The following is a 22,017-nucleotide window of genomic DNA, read 5'->3' on the forward strand; positions in this document are numbered from 1 at the left end:
TGCTGTTAGAGTTGTTTTACCGTGGTCAACGTGGCCGATTGTACCAACGTTTACGTGCGGTTTTACGCGTTCAAACTTTTCTTTTGCCATCTTAAAAAATTCCTATAAAGAAATTAACGCCTGACCCACTATTGGGCCAGACAAGCTAAATCATATAACAGCGCGAGCTGCAATTATTGCATCTGCAACATTCTTAGCGGCTTCTGCATACTTCAAAAACTCCATAGAGTAAGATGCACGGCCTTGTGTTGCAGATCGCAGATCAGTTGCATAACCAAACATTTCAGAAAGTGGTACTTGCGCATTAATTTGCTTAAGACCACCGAATGCTTCTTCCATGCCTTCGATCATGCCGCGGCGACGGTTTAAGTCACCAACTACATCACCCATGTTTTCTTCAGGAGTGATAACTTCAACCTTCATTACTGGCTCAAGAAGAGCTGGGTTTGCTTCAAGCGCACCTTTCTTCATTGCCATTGAACCTGCAATTTTAAATGCCATCTCATTCGAGTCTACATCATGGAATGAACCATCAAATAGAGTCGCTTTAACGCCAAGTAATGGGTAGCCTGCCAGCACACCTTGAGCCATTTGCTCTTGGATGCCTTTATCTACCGCAGGGATGTATTCTTTCGGAACCGCACCACCAACAACTTCGTTAACGAACTCGTAAATTGGCGCATCATTTTCCGAAATATCCATCGGTTCAAGTTTAAGCCAGACGTGACCATATTGACCACGACCACCTGATTGACGTACGAACTTCCCTTCAACTTCAACAGCTGAACGGATAGCTTCACGGTATGCTACCTGCGGCTTACCAACGTTACATTCAACACTGAATTCACGCTTCATACGGTCGACAATGATATCAAGGTGAAGTTCACCCATACCAGAAATAATAGTCTGGCCTGATTCTTCGTCAGTTTGTACTCTGAAAGACGGATCTTCTGCCGCTAGTTTACCTAACGCGATACCCATCTTATCTTGGTCAGCGATTGTGCGAGGCTCAACCGCAACAGAGATAACTGGCTCTGGGAACTCCATACGCTCAAGCGTAATGATTGAGTTCGGATCACACAGTGTCTCACCTGTTGTTACGTCTTTAAGACCAATAGCCGCTGCGATGTCGCCTGCGTAGACTACTTTGATCTCTTCACGTGAGTTTGAATGCATCTGAACGATACGACCAAGTCGCTCACGCTTACTTTTAACTGGGTTGTATACCGCGTCACCCTGTTTAACAGTACCAGAGTAAACACGGAAGAAGGTCAAGGTGCCAACGAACGGGTCTGTCGCAATCTTAAAAGCAAGCGCGGCAAACGGTGCGTTGTCATCAGCAGGACGCTCTTCCTCAGTACCATCTTCAACGATACCTTGGATTTGTTTCACTTGTGTTGGTGCAGGCATATATTCGATAACAGCATCAAGCACAGCTTGAACACCCTTATTCTTAAATGCACTACCACACGTCATTGGAACAATTTCGTTTGCTAATGTACGCTGACGTAAAGCTGCTTTAATTTCAGCTTCAGTCAGGTCTTCACCTTCTAGATATTTATCCATTAGCTCTTCTGATGCTTCAGCAGCGCTCTCAACCATGTGAGAACGCCATTCTTCTGCAAGCTCCAGAAGCTCAGCCGGAATTGCCTCATAAGAGAAAGTCATGCCTTGATCTTCGGCATTCCAGTTAATGGCTTTCATCTTAATAAGGTCAATAACACCTTTAAAGTCGTCTTCAGCACCAATTGGTAGCTGAATTGGAACAGGAGTTGCTCCAAGACGAGATTTCACCTGGCTAACCACAGTTAAGAAGTCAGCGCCAGTGCGATCCATTTTGTTTACGAAGATCATGCGAGGAACTTCGTATTTGTTCGCTTGACGCCAAACTGTCTCAGTTTGCGGCTGTACACCAGATGAAGCACAAAGAACAACTACCGCACCATCTAGTACGCGTAAAGAACGCTCTACTTCGATAGTGAAATCTACGTGTCCTGGAGTATCAATAATATTGATACGGTGGTCGTCAAATTGAGCGTCCATCCCTTTCCAGAAACACGTTGTTGCAGCAGAAGTGATTGTGATACCACGCTCTTGTTCCTGCTCCATCCAATCCATAGTTGCAGCACCATCATGAACTTCACCGATCTTATGAGAAAGACCCGTGTAGAACAGAACACGTTCTGTTGTGGTGGTTTTACCTGCATCTACGTGAGCGCAAATACCGATATTGCGATAGCGCTCAAGTGGAGTTGTACGTGCCATATGATCCTCTTAAAGGTTAAGGGCAGATTACCAACGGTAATGAGCGAATGCTTTATTCGCTTCAGCCATACGGTGAACGTCTTCACGTTTCTTAACCGCAGTGCCTTTGTTGTCAGCAGCGTCAACGATTTCTTGAGCTAAACGTAAGCCCATAGATTTTTCGCCACGCTTACGTGCAGCGTCAACTAACCAACGCATACCTAATGCGTTGCGACGTACTGGACGTACTTCAACTGGTACTTGGTACGTTGAACCACCAACACGGCGAGATTTAACCTCTACCTGTGGGCGAACGTTTTCAAGTGCAGCTTCAAAGATTTCAAGGTGCGACTTGCCTGATTTCTCAGCAGCCACGTCTAACGCACCATAAACGATTTTTTCAGCAGTAGATTTCTTGCCGTCTAACATTACTACGTTAACGAATTTAGCAAGAAGTTCCGATCCGAACTTAGGATCTGGAAGAATTTTACGTTGACCTATTACGCGTCTTCTAGGCATTTTGTATCTCCGGTATCTTCAGGTTTGCTCTTTTAGAGTCAACACCCAAAACAATTAATTTAAAAATTTAGTGCTTGGCCTTACTAACGGAGAACCATTAGCCCTTAGGGCGTTTAGCACCGTATTTAGAACGAGCTTGACGACGGTCGCTAACGCCTGCACAGTCAAGTGCACCACGTACAGTGTGGAAACGCACACCTGGTAAGTCTTTAACACGACCACCACGGATTAGGATTACACTGTGCTCTTGTAGGTTGTGGCCTTCACCACCAATGTAAGATGTTACTTCGAAACCGTTCGTTAAACGAACACGCGCTACTTTACGTAATGCAGAGTTTGGTTTCTTAGGTGTAGTTGTATATACACGAGTACATACACCACGCTTTTGCGGACACGCTTTAAGTGCAGCTGAGTTACTTTTAGTAACCTTGCTACGACGTGGCTTACGCACTAGCTGGTTAATAGTTGCCATTTAAATAGCTCCTGAAATTAAAATTACTACTGAAAAAATAAAAAAATCCGCCCTGTTTACATGCTCGTTACAAAACGTGCAGGCAAATGGGTGGCGGAATTTTAATGAGCAAAGTTTAACCTGTCAACCTTAACTCATCGTAAGGCAGCAGATTACTGCCTCACGATTTCTTAATCTATTGATTAAGCTGAGATTATTGGTTTCCAGAGATATCTGCGTTAAGTGCATCAGTTAGTGCCTGAGTTGCCTCTTCAGCGCTTACTGTTTGCTCTTCAACGATTTCACCTTGCTTGCGACGGTTCAAACGGTCTTGGTGATACGCAAAGCCTGTACCAGCTGGGATCAGACGACCCACGATTACGTTCTCTTTCAGACCACGAAGCTCATCGCTCTTACCATTTACAGCTGCTTCAGTTAGGACACGTGTAGTTTCCTGGAACGATGCTGCAGAAATGAAAGATTCTGTTGCAAGTGACGCTTTAGTGATACCCATTAATTGGATTTCAAACTTCGCTGGGATCTTGCCTTGTTTCTCAAGTTCACGGTTCGCGATATTAACGCGTGCCACTTCAACTTGTTCACCGGCTAAGAACTCAGTGTCACCGCCGTCAAGGATGATACATTTACGTAGCATCTGACGAATGATTGTCTCAATGTGCTTGTCATTGATCTTAACGCCTTGCAAGCGGTAAACCTCTTGCACTTCGTTAACGATGTAGTTAGCTACATGAGTTACACCACGTAGGCGTAAGATGTCATGTGGTGATTCTGGACCATCGGCGATAACCTCACCTTTAGACACTTGCTCACCTTCGAACACGTTAAGTTGACGCCATTTAGGGATCATCTCTTCGTATGCATCACCCTCAGCTGGAGTGATTACAAGACGCTTCTTACCTTTTGTTTCTTTACCGAAGCTGATAGTACCTGTGATTTCTGCAAGGATTGCAGGATCTTTCGGCTTACGTGCTTCGAATAAGTCAGCTACGCGAGGTAGACCACCCGTGATATCACGAGTTTTCGAACCTTCTTGCGGAATACGTGCAAGTACGTCACCTGGGTTTGCAGTTGCGCCGTCTGTTACTTCAATCGTTGTGAATGAAGGTAGACGTGTTTCTTGCAGACCACGCTCATCGCTTTCGATGATTAGTTTAGGTTCTTTCGCATTCGCTTTACCTAAGTCTTTAACAACCACACGTGTTAAACCAGTTAACTCGTCTGTTTGTGCTTCGGTATTTGAGTCATCAATGTCGCTGAACGAGATTTTTGACTTGTGCTCAAGAACGATTGGGTGACTATGCGGATCCCAAGTTGCAACGATATCGTTACCTTGAACTTCTGCATTATCTTGTACAGTTAACACCGCACCGTAAGGTACTTTATAACGCTCTTTCTCACGACCAAAGCTATCAATGATAGTGATCTCTGTTGAACGAGACGTGATAACAATCTTACCGTCTGTGTTTAATACGTACTTCGCATTGTGTAACTTCAATGTACCGTTAGTTTTAACTTGTACACTGTTTTCAGCAGACGCTCGAGATGCCGCACCACCGATGTGGAAGGTACGCATCGTAAGCTGTGTACCCGGCTCACCGATTGATTGTGCCGCGATAACACCTACTGATTCACCTGGGTTGATGATGTGGCCACGCGCAAGGTCACGACCGTAACACTTAGCACATACACCAAAGTCATTATCACAAGTGATTACTGAACGAACGCGTACTTCATCCACTGAGTGCTCTTCTAAAAGGTCACACAGTTTTTCGTCAAGCATGATGTTACGCTCAACAAGTACTTCGTTTGTACCAGGGATTAATACATCTTCAGCAACAACACGACCAAGAACACGTTCACGAAGTGCTTCTACAACGTCACCACCTTCGATAAGCGGTTTCATTGTTAAGCCATCTTCTGTGCCACAATCGTCTTCATTGATTACTAAGTCTTGTGCAACGTCTACTAGACGACGCGTTAAGTAACCCGAGTTTGCTGTTTTAAGTGCTGTATCGGCAAGACCTTTACGCGCACCGTGCGTCGAGATGAAGTACTGTAGTACGTTTAGACCTTCACGGAAGTTCGCCGTGATTGGTGTCTCGATGATTGAACCATCTGGACGTGCCATTAGACCACGCATACCCGCTAACTGACGGATCTGAGCGGCGCTACCACGTGCACCTGAGTCTGCCATCATAAACACTGAGTTGAATGAAGATTGCTCTTCTTCTTCGCCTTTCGCGTTGATTACAGTGTCTTTTGATAAGTTCGCCATCATCTCACGTGATAAGTTTTCATTTACACGTGACCAGATATCGATAACTTTGTTGTACTTTTCACCAGCCGTTACAAGACCTGATTGGAATTGTTGGTTGATTTCAGTTACTTCAGCTTCCGCTGATTCAATGATTTCTGCTTTAACCGGTGGGATAACTAGGTCATCAATACCGATTGAAACACCTGACTTCATTGCGTAGTGGAAACCGGTGTACATTACTTGGTCAGCAAAGATAACGGTATCTTTAAGACCTAGACGACGGTAACACTCGTTTAATAAGCCAGAAATTTGTTTCTTACCTAGGGCTTGGTTGATTAACTCAAACGGCATGCCTTTCGGTAGGATTAGTGAAAGAATCGCACGACCTACTGTTGTTTCAACAATAGATACTTGCTCAACTGTTTCACCATCTTCATTGCTGATTGTCTCGCTGATACGTACTTTTACGCGTGCATGTAACTCAGCGTTACCGCTGCGGTATGCTTTTTCAGCTTCTTTAGGATCTTTAAATACAATACCTTCGCCTTTCGCATTGATGCGATCACGAGTCATGTAGTAAAGACCTAATACAACGTCCTGTGAAGGAACGATGATTGGCTCACCATTCGCTGGAGATAGGATGTTGTTAGTAGACATCATTAGAGCACGTGCTTCTAACTGTGCTTCAAGCGTTAACGGCACGTGTACCGCCATTTGGTCACCATCGAAGTCAGCGTTGTACGCCGCACAAACTAATGGGTGTAAATGGATCGCTTTACCTTCGATAAGCACAGGCTCGAACGCTTGGATACCCAAACGGTGAAGTGTTGGTGCACGGTTAAGTAATACTGGATGTTCACGAATTACTTCGTCTAATACATCCCATACTTCTGCTACTTCACGCTCAACCATCTTCTTCGCAGCTTTGATAGTCGTAGCCATGCCGCGACGCTCTAGTTTGCCGTAGATAAATGGTTTAAATAGCTCAAGTGCCATCTTCTTAGGAAGACCACACTGGTGTAGTTTAAGCGTAGGACCTACTGTGATTACAGAACGGCCTGAGTAATCTACACGTTTACCAAGTAAGTTCTGACGGAAACGACCTTGCTTACCTTTGATCATATCAGCAAGCGATTTAAGAGGACGTTTGTTAGAACCTGTGATCGCACGACCGCGACGACCGTTATCAAGTAGCGCATCTACCGCTTCTTGTAACATACGTTTTTCGTTGCGTACGATAATGTCTGGTGCTGCTAGATCTAATAGACGCTTAAGACGGTTATTACGGTTAATAACACGACGGTATAGGTCATTCAGATCAGAAGTCGCAAAACGACCACCGTCTAGCGGTACTAATGGACGTAGATCAGGTGGAAGTACTGGAAGTACTGTCATGATCATCCACTCAGGGTTGTTACCTGATTGGTGGAAAGACTCCATTAATTTAAGACGTTTAGTGATCTTCTTACGCTTAGTTTCAGAGTTAATTGTTGGTAACTCTTCACGCATTTCAGCAATTAATTGGCCAAGATCAAGTTCACGAAGCAAGTCTAAAACTGCTTCCGCACCCATCTTCGCTTCAAACTCATCACCGTGCTCTTCTAGTGCATCTAGGTACTCTTCTTCACCTAAAAGTTGACCACGCTCAAGCGTTGTCATACCAGGCTCAGTTACAACGAATGATTCGAAGTAAAGTACGCGCTCGATGTCACGAAGTGTCATGTCTAGCATTAAGCCGATACGTGACGGTAATGATTTTAAGAACCAAATGTGCGCAACTGGGCTCGCAAGCTCAATGTGACCCATACGGTCACGACGCACTTTAGTAAGCGTTACTTCAACGCCACACTTTTCACAAATAACACCACGGTGCTTAAGGCGCTTATATTTACCACATAAACACTCATAATCTTTCACTGGGCCGAAGATACGGGCACAGAATAAGCCGTCGCGCTCAGGCTTGAAAGTACGGTAGTTGATTGTCTCAGGTTTCTTTACTTCACCGTATGACCATGAACGAACCATATCTGGCGAAGCAAGACCAATGCGAATTGCATCGAATTCTTCGGTCTTATTTTGTTGCTTCAGAAACTTAAGTAAGTCTTTCACCTTAGCTCTCCTGTCGGAGGTTAATCTTGAGGGCGAACCAATCGCCCCTACATTCTATTCGGCCTAACAGGTGCGGCTTACGCCGCACCTAAATGGCTTAATTTTCTTCCAACTCGATGTTGATACCCAGTGAGCGGATTTCTTTCAACAATACGTTGAACGATTCTGGCATACCTGGTTCCATCTTATGGTTACCATCTACGATGTTCTTATACATCTTAGTACGACCGTTCACGTCATCCGATTTCACTGTTAGCATTTCTTGTAGAGTATATGCAGCACCGTAAGCTTCTAGTGCCCACACCTCCATCTCACCGAAACGCTGGCCACCGAACTGAGCTTTACCACCCAGCGGCTGCTGAGTAACAAGGCTGTAAGAACCAGTTGAACGTGCGTGCATCTTGTCATCAACCAAGTGGTTAAGTTTCAGCATGTACATGTAACCAACAGTTACTTGACGTTCAAACTGATCGCCAGTACGGCCATCATAAAGTGTAACTTGACCGCTTCTTGGATAACCACCAAGCTCTAGTAAGTCTTTGATTTCGCTTTCACGAGCACCATCAAAGGCAGGAGTTGCGATCGGTAAACCACCTTTCAAGTTTTCAGCTAAGCGACGAACTTCATCATCAGAGAATGAGTCGATATCGACTTTCTGACGACAATCACCTAATTCGTAAACTTTCTTAACGAAGCTACGGATTTCGTGCAGTTCACGCTGCTCTTTCATCATTTCTTCTAAGCGCTCACCCACACCACGTGCAGCAAGACCCATGTGAGTTTCTAGGATCTGACCGATGTTCATACGTGATGGTACACCTAGCGGGTTCAGAACGATGTCTACCGTACGACCTTTGTCATCGTATGGCATATCTTCTACTGGTACGATAGTCGAGATAACACCTTTGTTACCGTGACGACCCGCCATCTTATCACCCGGTTGGATACGACGTTTAACAGCTAGGTATACTTTAACAATCTTAAGTACGCCTGGTGCTAAGTCATCACCTTGAGTGATCTTACGACGTTTGTTTTCAAACTTCTTATCGTATTCAGCTTTAAGCTCATCGTACTGAGCAGCTAGTTGCTCAAGCTCAGCTTGCTTGTCTTCTTCAGCAAGGCTTTGAGTAAGTAGCTTGTCAGCATTTAATGCTGCAACTGAGTCAGCGTTCAGACCAGCGTCAACAAGTAACTTACGAGCACGCTCTAATACGCCTGCTTCTAAGATACGGAACTCTTCGTTGAAGTCTTTCTTCGCTTCGCGAAGCTGCATGTCTTCAACTTCTAACGCACGCTTATCTTTTTCAACACCGTCACGGGTGAAAACTTGTACGTCGATTACAGTACCAGTTACAGAGTTTGGTACACGTAAAGAGCTGTCTTTAACGTCTGACGCTTTCTCACCGAAGATAGCACGTAGTAGCTTTTCTTCTGGTGTTAATTGCGTTTCGCCTTTCGGAGTCACTTTACCTACTAGGATATCGCCGCCTTTAACTTCAGCACCGATATAAACAACGCCTGATTCATCAAGCTTGCCTAGTGCAGATTCACCAACGTTAGGAATATCTGCTGTGATCTCTTCTGGACCTAATTTAGTATCACGTGCGATACATTGTAGTTCTTGAATATGGATAGTCGTTAGACGATCTTCTTGAACTACGCGCTCTGATAATAGGATTGAATCCTCGAAGTTATAACCGTTCCATGGCATGAATGCCACGCGAAGGTTTTGACCAAGTGCTAAGTCACCAAGGTCAGTCGAAGGACCATCTGCTAATACGTCACCACGTGTTACCGGCTCACCAACCATACAAGTTGGTTTTTGGTTAATACATGTATTTTGGTTTGAGCGTGTGTATTTAGTTAAGTTGTAAATATCGATGCCCGCTTCACCTGGGATGCGCTCTTCTTCATTTACATTAACAACGATGCGGCTCGCATCGGCATACATTACTTCACCGCCACGCTTAGCAACGATAGTTACACCAGAATCTTTTGCTAGTGTAAGCTCGATACCTGTACCTACAAGCGGTTTATCCGCGATTAGTGTTGGTACTGCTTGACGTTGCATGTTTGAACCCATCAATGCACGGTTAGCATCATCGTGTTCTAGGAACGGGATAAGTGCTGCCGCTACAGAGATCACCTGCTGTGGTGATACGTCCATATATTGTTGGTCCATTTTGCCCATAAAGGTTGATTCACCTTTGTGACGACATGGAATTAGTTCATCAACAAACTCATTGTTTTCGTCTAGATTCGTGTTCGCCTGTGCGATTACGAACTGACCTTCTTCAATAGCTGATAGGTAATCTACTTCATCAGTTACTACACCGTTTACCACTTTGCGGTAAGGTGTTTCTAAGAAACCATAGTCGTTTGTACGTGCGTACGTAGACAATGAGTTAATTAGACCGATGTTTGGACCCTCAGGCGTTTCGATTGGACATACACGACCATAGTGAGTTACGTGAACGTCTCGAACCTCGAAGCCAGCGCGTTCACGTGTTAAACCACCCGGACCTAATGCAGAAATACGACGCTTGTGCGTTACTTCTGAAAGCGGGTTATTTTGGTCCATGAACTGTGATAACTGAGATGAACCGAAGAACTCTTTAACCGCTGCCGAAATAGGCTTAGCGTTAATAAGATCTTGTGGCATTACAGCGTCAAGGTCACCTAAGCTTAAACGCTCACGTACAGCACGTTCTACACGTACTAGACCAACGCGGAATTGGTTCTCAGCCATTTCGCCAACACTACGGATACGACGGTTGCCTAAGTGGTCGATATCATCAACATCGCCAACACCGTTACGAATAGCGATAAGCACTTTCATAACAGCTACGATGTCTTCTTTCGATAATGTGCCTGGGCCTGTATCTGAGTCATAACCTACACGGCTATTGAACTTCATACGACCAACTGTTGATAAATCGTAACGCTCATCAGAGAAGAACAAGTTATCAAATAAGGCTTCAGCCGCGTCTTTCGTCGGTGGCTCGCCTGGGCGCATCATGCGATAAATTTCTACTAATGCTTCTAAACGGTTGCTTGTTGTGTCGATACGTAATGTATCTGACATGTAGGCGCCGCTGTCCACTTCGTTGATATATAATGTATCAATCTTAGTGTGACCTGCTTTAACCAATTCAGCCATTAGCTCAAGTGATAGCTCATCATTCGCGTTTGCGATGATCTCACCCGTTGACTCGTCAACGTAGTTTCTAGCTACAACACGACCAATGATGTACTCATGTGGTACTTCTAATTGGTTAATACCTTTTTTCTCGATGTTCTTGATGTGACGCGCAGTAATACGACGACCCGCTTCAACAAGGACTTCACCGTCATCGCTCTTGATATCAAAAGCGGCAGTTTCACCACGTAAACGTGAAGGTACAAGTTCCATAAGAACTTTACCGTCAGTTACTTCAAACGCAGTAGTATCGAAGAAGATATCTAGGATTTCTTCTGTAGAGAACTCTAGTGCACGTAAGATGATAGACGCCGGTAATTTACGACGACGGTCAATACGTACATATAGGTTATCTTTTGCATCAAACTCGAAGTCTAACCATGAACCACGGTAAGGAATTACACGCGCGTTATAAAGTACTTTACCTGACGAGTGAGTTTTACCGCGGTCGTTATCAAAGAATACACCAGGGCTACGGTGTAGCTGAGAAACGATAACACGCTCTGTACCATTGATTACAAAGGTACCGGTATCAGTCATGAGCGGAATTTCGCCCATGTAAACTTCTTGCTCTTTAATGTCTTTAACTGTGCCTGGTGCTTCTTTATCCATCACCACAAGACGCAATTTTACGCGAAGTGGAGCAGAATAAGTCACACCGCGAATTTGACATTCTTTTACATCGAATACTGGCTCACCAATACGATAACTTACGTATTGAAGCTCAGAATTTCCCGAGTAGCTTTTGATCGGAAACACAGAACGGAAAGCAGCTTCCAAACCGTGATCGCCATCAGCGTCAGGGACTAAGAATTTTTTAAACGATTCTAACTGCGTTGACAGTAAGAAAGGTATATCCAAAACTTGTGGACGTTTACCAAAATCCTTACGGATACGTTTCTTTTCAGAATAAGAGTAAGCCATGGGGTTCCTCAGCTTGCTGATCTTTGACCCGACCTGTTCTAGTAAGAACAGACTTAACTGGCATCTATGCCAAGATGTACAACATTACATTGTTGTTCTATTTTGCTCTGCCACTTTCAATACCGATTTCGATAACAACTTGAAAGTAAAGAGAAAATTAGATTTTATTTGCGCTACAGGAATGCATCGCTCTATAGCGCAAAAAGGCCGGTGATTAAATAATCACCAGCCCTTGCCTGATTTCTCAGGCAGCGAACCTAGCGTAAGCTAGATTACTTGATCTCAACTTGAGCACCAGCTTCTTCAAGCTCTTTCTTAAGTGCTTCAGCTTCTTCTTTAGATACACCTTCTTTGATAGGTGCAGGAGCTGATTCAACAAGTGCTTTAGCTTCTTTAAGGCCAAGACCAGTTGCGCCACGTACAGCTTTGATAGCTGCAACCTTGTTAGCGCCAGCGCCAGCAAGGATTACGTCGAACTCAGTCTTCTCTTCAGCAGCTTCAGCAGCTGGACCAGCAACAACAGCAGCAGCTGCAGTTACGCCGAATTTTTCTTCCATTGCTTCAACTAGAGCAACAACGTCCATTACTGACATTTCAGCAATAGCATCAAGGATTTGGTCTTTAGTTACAGACATTACAAATTTCCTAATTATTACGGACTAATTTTAGTCCAAAAAAAATATTACACCGAAAGTGAACAAAAAAACAGCTTAAAATTAAGCAGCTTGCTCTTCTTTCTGTACACGTACTGCTTCAATTGTTTTACACAATTTACCTGCAGACGCTTCTTTCATAGCGCTCATTAAGCGTGCAACAGCTTCGTCGTAAGTAGGTAGAGTTGCTAGCATAGCTGCGTCTACTACATTACCTTCAAATGCAGCCGTCTTAACTTCGAATTTCTCGTTCTTCTTCGCGAATTCTTTAAAAATACGCGCAGCAGCACCTGGGTGCTCTGAAGAGAAAGCGATTAAGCTTGGACCAACAAATGAATCAGATAGGCACTCAAAATCTGTACCTTCAACAGCACGTTTAGCTAGAGTGTTACGAACAACTTTCATCCATACACCAGCTTCACGAGCTTCTTTACGAAGGGCAGTGATAGCACCAACTGTTACACCACGAGAATCTGCAACAACTGCAGAAAGAGCACCAGTGGCTGCTTCGTTGACTTCAGCAACAATTGCTTTTTTGCCTTGAAGATTTAAAGCCATGGGTGTTACTCCTGGTTTAATGGGTTGCCGATATTGGCTTCCCGGTTCTACTCTTCCCCATCAATGATGGAGATGCTTTTTACGGCGAGAGCCAGAAGATTAGGAAAAATCTATCTGGGGATTCACACCGTCTACGTAGGTAAAAAACTTATTAAGGCCGAAACCACCTACGGTCTTGGACGGAAGCCCAATTTATCGTTTTTACCCGAAGGCATTACGAAATTATGGGCTTCAACCCGAATTCTTTACTTGTTTTGAAATTAACTTTCTCAACAAAATGGCGCAAAATTATAGTTCAAATTTCACGCCATGTAAACTCTTAATTAAGCTACGTTAGTGCTTAAAGAGTTTTGGTCAACAGCAACACCTGCGCCCATTGTTGTAGAGATAGTTACTTTCTTCACGAAAGTACCTTTAGCTTGTGAAGGTTTAGCCTTCTTAAGCGCAACAATAAGAGCTTCAAGGTTTTGTTGAAGTTGCTCAGCAGTGAAATCAACCTTACCGATAGTAGTATGGATGATACCGTTCTTGTCGTTACGGTAACGAACTTGACCTGCTTTCGCGTTTTTAACTGCTTCTGCAACGTTAGGTGTTACAGTACCAGTTTTAGGGTTTGGCATTAGACCACGTGGACCTAAGATTTGACCTAGTTGACCAACAACACGCATAGCGTCTGGAGATGCAACAACAACGTCAAAGTTCATCTCGCCTTTCTTAACTAGTTCAGCAAGATCTTCCATGCCCACTAATTCAGCACCAGCTTCTTTCGCAGCTTCTGCGTTAGCGCCTTGTGTGAATACAGCAACACGAACTTCACGACCAGTACCGTTAGGTAGTACAGTTGCACCACGAACGTTTTGGTCAGATTTACGAGCATCGATACCAAGGTTAACAGCAACGTCAACACTTTCTACGAATTTAGCTGTCGCTAACTCTTTTAAAAGAGCAACTGCTTCGTTGATTTCGTAATCTTTAGTCGCATCCACTTTTTCGCGGATTGTACGCATACGTTTAGTTAATTTTGCCATTATCTTAGTCCTCTACGTTCAAGCCCATCGCACGCGCAGAACCTGCGATAGTGCGAACTGCAGCTTCCATATCAGCTGCTGTAAGGTCAGGTCGTTTTGTCTCAACGATTTCTTCAAGTTGAGCACGTGTAACTGTACCCACTTTTTCAGTGTTAGGACGGCCAGAACCTGATTTGATGCCTGCAGCTTTCTTAAGTAAGTAAGCAGCCGGTGGAGTTTTCATTTCGAACGTGAAAGAACGGTCACCGTAAACAGAGATCACTACAGGAACTGGAGCGCCTTTTTCGATAGATTCTGTACGTGCGTTGAACGCTTTACAGAATTCCATGATGTTTACACCGTGTTGACCTAGTGCTGGACCTACTGGAGGACTAGGGTTAGCCATACCAGCGGCAACTTGTAGCTTGATAATAGCTTCAACTTTTTTAGCCATAATAAATACCTCATTTGGTGGGTCATAGCCTTGTGCGCGCGAGGACGCGTACTCTAACGGCTTCCCAGTTTAAAAATTGGTTCTCACTTTTTAGTGATAAAACAAGTAGCAACTTGCCCTAACACAAAAAGGCCGCTGATTATAAGTTAATCAGCGGCCTTTTTCAAGCGTATTGCCAAAATATTAATCAATTTTGGCAGCTTTAATTTTTTACTTACTTGTCTTGTTCAACTTGACCAAATTCAAGGTCAACTGGCGTTGAACGACCGAAGATAAGAACAGACACTTTCACGCGGCTCTTCTCGTAATCCACTTCTTCAACAACACCGCTGAAGTCAGCAAATGGACCATCGATAACACGTACAACTTCACCTGGCTCAAATAATGTAGCCGGCTTAGGTGCTTCAGCGTTCTCTTGTAAACGATTTAAGATGCGGTCAGCTTCTTTTTGGCTAATTGGCGCTGGACGATCAGACGTACCACCAATGAAGCCCATAACACGTGCAGTGCTATTAACTAAGTGCCAGCTTGCATCGTTCATGTCCATTTGAACTAGTACGTAACCTGGGAAGAATTTACGCTCAGATTTACGCTTTTGACCAGCGCGCATCTCAACCACTTCTTCAGTTGGTACTAATACTTCACCAAAACTATCTTCCAAACCTTCGATCTTGATGTGCTCAAGAATAGTTTGTGCTACACGCTTCTCGTAACCAGAGAAAGCTTGTACTACGTACCAACGTAGTTTCTTTTCGTTCTTCTCATCCGACATGGGATTAGATCTCCAATCCAGTTAAAAAGCCTACTGCGCGGAATAAAATGCCATCTAATCCCCAAAGGATAAGTGCCATAATCACAGTTGCAACCATTACAATTAATGTCGTATGTGTTGTTTCTTGGCGAGTTGGCCACACAACTTTACGTACTTCGATGCGAGACTCTTTTGCAAACGCAAGGAAAGTACGACCTTTTTCAGTTAATGAGGCAATGCCTAAACCAGCTGCTACAGCAACCACTACACCAATAGCACGTAATAATACAGATTGGTCTGCATACATGTGGTTACCAACGACTGCGCCTGCTAGTAGCGCAATTGCTACAATCCACTTTACTGAATCCATCGCACTTGATGGTGTTTCTACATTCGTGCTCATAATATTTTTACCTTAACTACAGACACAACAACCCTGCGCTCTGGCAGGGTTAATCCATTAAAATCTAAACTTAAAAACTGACTAGTTTAAACCGATTTTTAATTTCAGACTTAACGCACATTGTGTAAAAAGTGGCAGGGGCGGAGAGATTCGAACTCCCAACCGTCGGTTTTGGAGACCGCTGTTCTACCAATTGGAACTACGCCCCTGCAAAGTGGATGCCTATTATACTTACGCAATTCATTAACACAAGAGTAAAAGATACCCATTAGTTAAAATCTCATCAGTTCGTTTAAAAATCAATATTAACATTGATTAAAAAGCAGTTTATTATAACCCCATTAAAGGAACAACAAACCCACATGGATCAGTGTGCAGTCGTTAAGAAACCCTATTTACTTCGTCTTTTATAGTCTCTTTCTGTTGTTGAGTCTAAGCACTGCTGCTCGCTCTTTACATCTGAGTACATTCAGTAGTCAGCAAGGGCTCAGTCAAAATTCTATTACGTGCAGTATCACCGACCAGCAAGGGTTTTTATGGTTTGCTACACAAGGAGGCTTAAACCGCTTTGATGGTTATGAGTTTAAGCGTTTCAAAGCTAACAGCGATGATAAAAGCATTTCAGGGAACTGGATCACCGGCTGTGTTAAAGATAGCAAAAACCAGTTGTGGCTTTCGACTGCAAGCAAAGGGCTTAATAGACTTAACCCTAAAACGGGCCAGTTTGAGGTGTTCTCTACACACCATGACATCAGCCTAAGTGAAGATAAAATTTGGTCTATGGCGATAGCTAAAGACGATGTTCTGTGGCTTGGTCACGAAAACGGTAAGTTAACGCGTTTTGATGTATCAAATAACCGCTTTAAACACTTTCACTATAAATCAGCGCAGCCACTGGTGCGAGACATTGTCATTACGAAAGAATTCATTTGGCTTGCCACGGATAAAGGACTTATTTCATTTGACCCAATCACTGAGCAATTTACTCAGCATGCTCAGATCTCTGCACCGCTCTGGCATCTCAAGTTACTAAATAATGAGAAGCTGATCATTGGAGCTAAACAAGGTCTTTATCTATTAAATTTAGCTACGCAAAGTAGTGAGCAAATCGAACAGTTTAATGGTGCTTGGATAACAGACAGCCTTATTGACCAACAGCAAAACCTCTGGCTTACAAGCTATGGGCAAGGACTCTACTTTTTCCCTGCGGGGGCTGATTTACATGGCGAACACAGCCATTACCGCCACGATAAGCAAGACCCCAACGGCTTAAGCAGCGACTACCTTCTATCTCTTAATCAAGACTCTCAAGGTATTATTTGGCTAGGTACCGATGGCTATGGTGTGCACCGCTATGACCCTAAACAACAGCAGTTCTCTCATCAATTAAAAACCTCTCAAGCAAATTCGTTAAGTCATAACTTTGTTCGCTCAATCATCAAAAGAGCCAATGGGGAGGTGTGGATTGGTACCCGTGATGGACTCAATCGCAAAACAACGTCGGGTTACCAGCACTTTAAAAACGCACTGCCAAATAACAATATATTTGCCCTTCATGAAGACGCTAACCAGCAGTTGTGGATAGGTACCTACGGAGGCGGGTTAATAAAGTATCAAGATGGTCTTAATGAATTTGCAGTTTTTACCATGCAAAGCCACCAGCTAGCGAGTGACCGTGTTTACGCAATTACCAGCGATAAAACAGGTGCGCTTTGGCTTGGCAGTAACCAAGGCTTAACCCGCTTTGAACCAGCCTCTGCCAAAGTGACTCATTATAAGCACAGTGACACGCAAAATAGCCTTGCCAACAACACTGTATTTACTTTGGCTTATGATAATGAAGAGCATGCACTGTGGATTGGCACTCGGGCTGGGCTCAATAAACTGGATATCGATACGGAGCAATTTACTTTAGTCGATGAACAAGGCTCAGACGAGGCTGGGCTTAGCCATAATATGGTCACCTCTTTGTTGCTGAGTGGCGATCATATTTGGGTTGGCACCATGCAAGGCTTAAATCAAGTCAACACGCATAGCCTCACAGTGAAACAGATTACTGAACAGCAAGGTTTAGCTAACGACAATATTTTTGACATTCTTGCCGATAAACAAGGCATGCTTTGGTTAGCAACCAATGGCGGACTCACTCGCTATAACCCCAGTACGCAGCAAATGCAGCAGTTTCTACCAGAAGACGGTATTCAGCATCAATCATTTATACTGGGTGCGAGCTATCAAGCAGACGATGGCGAATTATTTTTTGGTGGTATTAATGGCTACAATCATTTTTACCCCGAGCAATTAAACTTAACGCACACTCCCCCTACTCCAGTGTTAACTGAGTTATTACTTAATAACCGAGCGATTAAAAGTAACCATTTTGATAAACAAACCAATACGCTTGCAAGTGCGACTCAGACATTCTCGTTTGCCAAGTCAGCTGGGGTTATCGGTTTTAAATTTAGCGCCTTAAAAAACGGCGCGACTCCAAAACATTACCAATATGGCTACAAGCTGGCTGGCTTTGATGAGCAATTTTTATATACCGATGCATCCCTTAGACAAATAAACTATCCGCAGCTGCCTGCTGGTCATTACCAGTTATTGCTAAAAGCAAAAGATCAATATGGGCAATGGAGTGACAGTACACAGCTACTAGCGCTTACGGTTGTGCCTCCTTGGTGGCAAACGAAATTAGCCTACAGTATTTACTTCGTGTTTGCTTTAGCACTGACTTGGCTTGTGTTAAATGCCTTGTACAAGCGCAAACTAGCAGAGCAAGAGAAGCAAACCGAAATTGAGCTAAACAAATTAAAAGATCAATTTTTAGATAACATTAGCCACGAACTCAAAACACCACTTAGCTTAATACTTGCTCCGATCAGTCAGTTGCAGCGAAGCAATGCCGATCCAAAAGCTCAAACGCAATTAGCGAGTATCAAACGAAACTGCCAACGCTTACTTGAGCTCATCAATCAACTTTTACAATTGAGTCAACGCCCAAGCACGGCAATTTACACTGTCAGCCCTTATGCTATTACGCCATTTTTAACTGATTTGGTCGCGGATTTCAGGCCTCTGTTTGAGCAAAAACAGCTGCACTTTAGCTTTACTGACAGCACTTCTAAAGCCTTTAAGATAAACCTTGCACCTGAGCATGCTCACTCGATTTTTAGTAACCTGATAAGCAATGCACTTAAGTACACCCCTGCAGGCGGCATAGTCGCTATTCACCTTAGTGAAGTGCAACAAGCGTTACAGTTCAAAATTACGGATACCGGTGTGGGTATTGCCAGTGAGCATCAGCAGTCGGTTTTTCAGCGCTTTACCCGCGTAGCATCATCTGAACCAGGTAGTGGTATCGGCCTAAGCTTAGTAAAACAGCTCGTTGAACAATACGGTGGCTCTATCAGCGTAAGCAGTAAGTTTGCTGAAGGTAGCAGCTTTACTGTGTCATTACCTATGATTGAACGTGCTGATAATCAAGCAAATAGCGCTATGCAAGTTCATACCTCACAACCAACACTGCTGATTGTTGAAGACAATCAGGAAATGGCTGAACTACTCCTTTGTTTGTTTAATACTGAGTTTAACTGCATGTGTGCAACTGATGGTCAGCAAGCTCTCGACCTTTGCCAGACAGACCTGCCTGACCTCATTATCAGCGATGTGATGATGCCGAATATGGATGGTTATCAACTGTTAGCAGCCCTTCGAGCAAACCCAGCCACCAGCCACATTCCGGTATTATTACTTTCTGCTAAAGCGGACACCCACAGTCGCTTAAAAGGGCTGGATTTATTGGCTGATGACTTCTTAAGTAAGCCTTTTGAACCCACTTTACTGATGAGCAGAGTAAAAGGACTGCTTAATCTGAGACAAATTTTAAACCAGCACCTAACAGCACAACTAGCAGCTCCTCTGAATAGTGATACAGCCGCTGTAACAGTACAAAATAAAGATTATTCCTTCACTGAAAAACTTAAGCAGACAGTACAAGCACACTACCAAGATGAAAGCTTCTCGGTTGAGCAGCTAGCCTCTGAGTTATGTTTAAGCCCCCGTGCGCTGCAACTAAAAATGAAAGCCTTGTACTCACAAACGCCTTCTGATTATTTGCGCAATACTCGCTTAGAGTTTGCAAAAAAACAGCTAATCGATAGCGCGTTAGCAATTGGTCAAATCGCAGAACAAACCGGATTTAGCTCGCAAAGCTATTTTGCCCGAAGCTTTAAGAACTATGTTGGCTTATCACCAAAACAGTATCGAGAAAAACATCAAAAATATGCCGAATTTCGCATCAGTGAATAAAGTTTTCGCCTGAGTGCTATTAATAAAATACTGATTTTTATAGCTTATCCATACAAACGCCAATAACAACAAAGCCCATAGTGCGGCGTTATTTACTGCATGAGATATAAGTTAAGGAAAGTCATATGCTCACCAAAACACACAAAGCGATTTCGATTACGTTACTTGCTGCGGCACTGACTGCATGCCAGAGTACTTCGACAACCACCAGCAATAACAACAGCCCTGATATAAACGAAGTTGCCAAGCAACAATACAATGGCCCTAAAGCTCGTATCGCTGTTGCCCGCTTTACTGACAAATCCAATGATTCGCATTGGTGGCGTAAAGAAATTGGTGAAGGGATGGCTGATCAACTCACAACCGCATTAGTCAGTACCAATCGCTTTATTGTTTTAGAGCGACAAGCACTCGATGCTGTATTATCAGAACAAGACCTTGCTGTATCAGGCCGCGTGAGTGCAGCATCAGGTGCTGCGTATGGTGAAATAGAGGGAGCCGAAATTGTTGTGGTTGCCGCAGTCACAGAGTTCGATGATGACAACTCAGGTACTCGTGTCGGCAGCGGCGGATTTATCGGCGATGTATTTAGCTCTGTATCGGCGGGCTTTTCAAGTTCCCACATGGCAATAGATTTACGCTTAATCGACACGCGAACTTCTCGTATTCTCGCCGCTACCAGCGTTGAAGGTGGCAGCAAAGATTTTGACTTTACATCAGCTGCTACCAATTTTGGTGGTGCACTTGTTGGTGGTAACTTAAGTAGCTGGTCAAACACGCCAAAAGAAAAAGCACTGCGTGAAGTGATCGTAAAAGCCGTTGAGTTTTTAGAATCAAAAGTGCCAACAACTTATTATCGCTATAATAGCGACAACACCATTGCTGCAGGCCATACAGCCCCTGCACCACTAAAAGTAACCGCAGCTGCCGCTCCTGCTAAAGCCCCAGTCGCATCGGTTAGCGTTCCAAATCACAGAATGCCTTACTATGAAAAAACAGACTTAGCGATGTCACGACTGAACTTGGTTTGTTTGGGTTATTTGAAAAGGCAGCCTCACTACGAAGAATATGAAGTAGAAGACGTAGAGTACGATGAAGCAACGGTGCTTGCGCTCACTGAGTATCAGCAAGAAAATAAGCTCAAAGTGACAGGTCTTGCTGATGAGACGACCAAAAAATCTCTTGATGATTCAGGGTGTATTGCCAAAACAAACAAATCAAGTTTAGAAAGCTTTGGCAGTATGTTTAAATTTAACTAAGCAAACTAACAGCCAGTGCTAGCACTGGCTGTTGAAAATCTTAGTTTGTGCCTTTCACCAGTGGTACACCATTGTTACCAACAGGAATATAAACAGTTGTATGGTTAGGTGACTCAGCCATCTTTAACTGCGCATTAATAGCTTCATGTTGTAGATAGTTTGGCGTCAAAGTGGCATTAATAATTTTTTGCGCCTGTGCAATACCTTTCGCTTCTTCTACACGGATCTCAGCATCTTTTCGTGCAATTTCTTTTTGCGTTTCTTTTTCAGACAGTAATTGTTGTGCTGCTAATTTTTTCTCAACAGCATTAGCAACGATAGCCGGATAGTTAATATTTCCCACTACGACATTGGCGAGCTTAAATGGCGTTGGTTCTAAATACGCTTTTAATCGGGCTGTTACTTCTGCAGCTATTTTCTCGCGATTGGTTTTTAACACGCCGCTATCGTATTGCTGAACAATATCACGCACATAAGTTCTAAATGTTTCACGAACAAATCGCGGATACCAATCTTCACCACCGTATTGCTCAACCACCGCTCTGACAGAGCCGCTTTCTATTGAAATGACCGCATGAAAATCAAAACTAATATTTAAGTCATCGTTAGCTAAAATCTTAAATGTTTCAGTATACGTGTTCGGGCGCATATCAATATTAATTACTTGATTGCGCCACAGTGACATGCCGTAGTTAGCTGGGCCAATCATAGTGCCTTGATAACCACCTTCGCCAAACACGCGCGGCTTTTCAAATACGTAACCTTCTTCACCCGCGGGTGTACTTGGGTTAGTACACGCAGTGAGCGATACAGCAACTAACCCTGCTAATGCTAAACTTGGAAAAACACTCGATAGAAGTGTTTGCGTCCCTGAACGTTTAAATTTCATTGTTGTTA

The 22,017-nt window shown here is 43.7% G+C and carries 15 protein-coding genes and 1 tRNA gene; 2 read left to right on the plus strand and 14 right to left on the minus strand.

Annotated features, from left to right (window positions below; translation table 11 throughout):
• The 13 genes from C2M25_RS20570 to C2M25_RS20635 all read right to left on the minus strand — a co-directional run.
• Positions 1-90 (minus strand): GTP-binding protein (locus C2M25_RS20570; protein WP_233997923.1); only part of this gene is annotated, 90 nt, incomplete at its 3' end.
• A 60-nt stretch (positions 91-150) separates the two neighbouring features.
• Positions 151-2,265 carry an elongation factor G gene (gene fusA / locus C2M25_RS20575; protein ID WP_063700721.1) on the minus strand — a complete coding sequence of 705 codons (2,115 nt, stop codon included), beginning with the start codon at positions 2,263-2,265 and terminating at the stop codon, positions 151-153.
• 27 nt (positions 2,266-2,292) lie between these two features.
• Positions 2,293-2,763 (minus strand): 30S ribosomal protein S7, encoded by a 471-nt coding sequence (gene rpsG, locus C2M25_RS20580; protein WP_054554834.1) that lies wholly within the window; start codon positions 2,761-2,763, stop codon positions 2,293-2,295.
• A 97-nt stretch (positions 2,764-2,860) separates the two neighbouring features.
• Complete coding sequence (rpsL, locus tag C2M25_RS20585; RefSeq protein WP_002958885.1) at positions 2,861-3,235, minus strand: 30S ribosomal protein S12; 375 nt, start codon at positions 3,233-3,235, stop codon at positions 2,861-2,863.
• 193 nt (positions 3,236-3,428) lie between these two features.
• On the minus strand, positions 3,429-7,601 hold the full coding sequence (gene rpoC, locus C2M25_RS20590) for a DNA-directed RNA polymerase subunit beta' (RefSeq protein WP_063700723.1): 4,173 nt from the start codon (positions 7,599-7,601) through the stop codon (positions 3,429-3,431).
• A gap of 97 nt (positions 7,602-7,698) precedes the next feature.
• Entirely contained in the window at positions 7,699-11,724 is a 4,026-nt protein-coding gene (gene rpoB, locus C2M25_RS20595; protein WP_063700725.1) for a DNA-directed RNA polymerase subunit beta, read from the minus strand.
• Positions 11,725-11,996: 272 nt separating this feature from the next.
• On the minus strand, positions 11,997-12,359 hold the full coding sequence (gene rplL / locus C2M25_RS20605) for a 50S ribosomal protein L7/L12 (protein WP_063700727.1): 363 nt from the start codon (positions 12,357-12,359) through the stop codon (positions 11,997-11,999).
• An 81-nt stretch (positions 12,360-12,440) separates the two neighbouring features.
• Positions 12,441-12,935 (minus strand): 50S ribosomal protein L10, encoded by a 495-nt coding sequence (gene rplJ, locus C2M25_RS20610; RefSeq protein WP_063700728.1) that lies wholly within the window; start codon positions 12,933-12,935, stop codon positions 12,441-12,443.
• Between the two features lie 323 nt (positions 12,936-13,258).
• Complete coding sequence (gene rplA, locus C2M25_RS20615; RefSeq protein WP_063700730.1) at positions 13,259-13,963, minus strand: 50S ribosomal protein L1; 705 nt, start codon at positions 13,961-13,963, stop codon at positions 13,259-13,261.
• Positions 13,964-13,967: 4 nt separating this feature from the next.
• Positions 13,968-14,396 carry a 50S ribosomal protein L11 gene (gene rplK / locus C2M25_RS20620; RefSeq protein ID WP_063700735.1) on the minus strand — a complete coding sequence of 143 codons (429 nt, stop codon included), beginning with the start codon at positions 14,394-14,396 and terminating at the stop codon, positions 13,968-13,970.
• 214 nt (positions 14,397-14,610) lie between these two features.
• Complete coding sequence (gene nusG, locus C2M25_RS20625) at positions 14,611-15,168, minus strand: transcription termination/antitermination protein NusG (RefSeq protein WP_063700737.1); 558 nt, start codon at positions 15,166-15,168, stop codon at positions 14,611-14,613.
• A 4-nt stretch (positions 15,169-15,172) separates the two neighbouring features.
• Entirely contained in the window at positions 15,173-15,550 is a 378-nt protein-coding gene (gene secE / locus C2M25_RS20630; RefSeq protein WP_063700739.1) for a preprotein translocase subunit SecE, read from the minus strand.
• Positions 15,551-15,682: 132 nt separating this feature from the next.
• Positions 15,683-15,759 (minus strand) — tRNA-Trp (locus C2M25_RS20635).
• A 163-nt stretch (positions 15,760-15,922) separates the two neighbouring features.
• Between C2M25_RS20635 and C2M25_RS20640 the strand changes: the two genes are divergently transcribed.
• The gene (locus C2M25_RS20640; RefSeq protein WP_105182012.1) at positions 15,923-19,861 is read left to right on the plus strand and encodes a two-component regulator propeller domain-containing protein; all 3,939 of its coding nucleotides are present in this window, start codon (positions 15,923-15,925) and stop codon (positions 19,859-19,861) included.
• A 125-nt stretch (positions 19,862-19,986) separates the two neighbouring features.
• Positions 19,987-21,120 (plus strand): CsgG/HfaB family protein, encoded by a 1,134-nt coding sequence (locus tag C2M25_RS20645; protein ID WP_105173928.1) that lies wholly within the window; start codon positions 19,987-19,989, stop codon positions 21,118-21,120.
• A 40-nt stretch (positions 21,121-21,160) separates the two neighbouring features.
• On the opposite strand, the gene C2M25_RS20650 is transcribed toward C2M25_RS20645, so the two are convergent.
• Positions 21,161-22,009, minus strand: a complete 849-nt coding sequence (locus C2M25_RS20650; RefSeq protein ID WP_063700745.1) for an SPFH domain-containing protein — start codon at positions 22,007-22,009, stop codon at positions 21,161-21,163.
• Between the last annotated feature and the right edge of the window lie 8 nt (positions 22,010-22,017).

This window comes from Pseudoalteromonas sp. T1lg21 (assembly GCF_002964625.1).
GTDB lineage: Bacteria > Pseudomonadota > Gammaproteobacteria > Enterobacterales > Alteromonadaceae > Pseudoalteromonas > Pseudoalteromonas gelatinilytica.